Raw genomic sequence first — 1,165 nt, 5'->3', positions numbered from 1 at the left:
GGCCCCGGCGGGATGAGCCTGCGCTCGGCGGCCGCCTGGGCCGGGATGAACGATGTTGCGAGCCTTTCCGATGTTGCTCTTTTGAAGCGCTTGCGTGGAGCGGCCGATTGGCTTGGCTGCATTGCAGGCGCCTTGCTGGAAAACGCTTGTGTCAAAAGTACCGCGGCGACGGAGCGGCGGCTGCGCGTCGTCGATGGCAGTTCGATCTCGCACCCCGGCAGTGCCGGCACGGACTGGCGGCTGCACGCCACCTACGAACCTGCGCTTGCGCGGTTCACGCATCTGGAGATTAGCGACGCTCGCGGCGGTGAAGGCTTCTTTCGTGTTCCGCTTCGCCAAGGCGACATCGTTGTTGGCGATCGCGCCTACGCTCGTACCCCGTCCCTTGAAAAGGTGGTGGCGGCGGGCGGCGACTTCATCGTGCGCACGGGCTGGAACAGTGTTCGGCTGACCACGCCCGAAGGGCAACGGGTCGACTGGAACGCCATCTTTGAGCTCTTGCAGCCCGGTGAAGTTTGCGAGATGAGCGTGCTCCTGGAGCATTCAGGCCGCACAAGCAAGGGTCGAGGCAAGCCGCTCTTGCCGGCGAGGCTCATCGTCAAGCGCAAGGATGAGGAGGCCACGCAAAAAGCACAGAAGGCGGCAAGCCGAGGGCATCAGCGACGTGGCAGCAAGAGGCTGCACCCGATGACCCTCACCGCAGCAGGCTTCGTCATGCTGCTGACGTCGATCCCAGCCGATGAATTGGCGGCCGACGAGGTTCTGCAAACCTATCGGCTGCGCTGGCAAGTCGAACTCGCCTTCAAGCGGCTCAAGAGTGGAATGGGTATCCATAAGCTTCCCGCACGCGATGAGCGGCTCGCTCGAAGCTGGCTGACAGCCCATCTGATCCTGGCGCTGATGATCGACGAGGCCGTCACCGACGTTCTCGACTCTCCCCCCTGTGAAGATGAAACCACCCACAGCCCAATCGCTGTCCCTTTGGCGGCTGCATAGTCTCCTGCGTCCTGCAATCCTCAACGCCATACTGATCGTGATGCGGCCGGGAAAAATCGTGGCGCGCTTTGCCGAAATCATCCGCCACGTCTGCGATCCACCGAGGCGACGAAAAAGCCAATCCGCCGCAGCAAGGATAACGCTCGTGCCCTAAGTTAGCGCCTATGGG

1 protein-coding gene is annotated in these 1,165 nt (G+C 62.6%); it reads left to right on the top strand.

Features of this window, described 5'->3' with window-relative positions; all coding sequences use genetic code 11:
• The coding region (locus AC0L25_RS32390) for a transposase (RefSeq protein WP_473599179.1) at positions 1–996 on the top strand (996 nt) is incomplete at its 5' end.
• Positions 997–1,165: the final 169 nt, after the last annotated feature.

Source organism: Mesorhizobium sp. WSM4813, from assembly GCF_055811555.1.
Note: the sequence above shows the minus strand (reverse complement) of the source record. Positions and strands in the feature narration are given on the sequence as shown.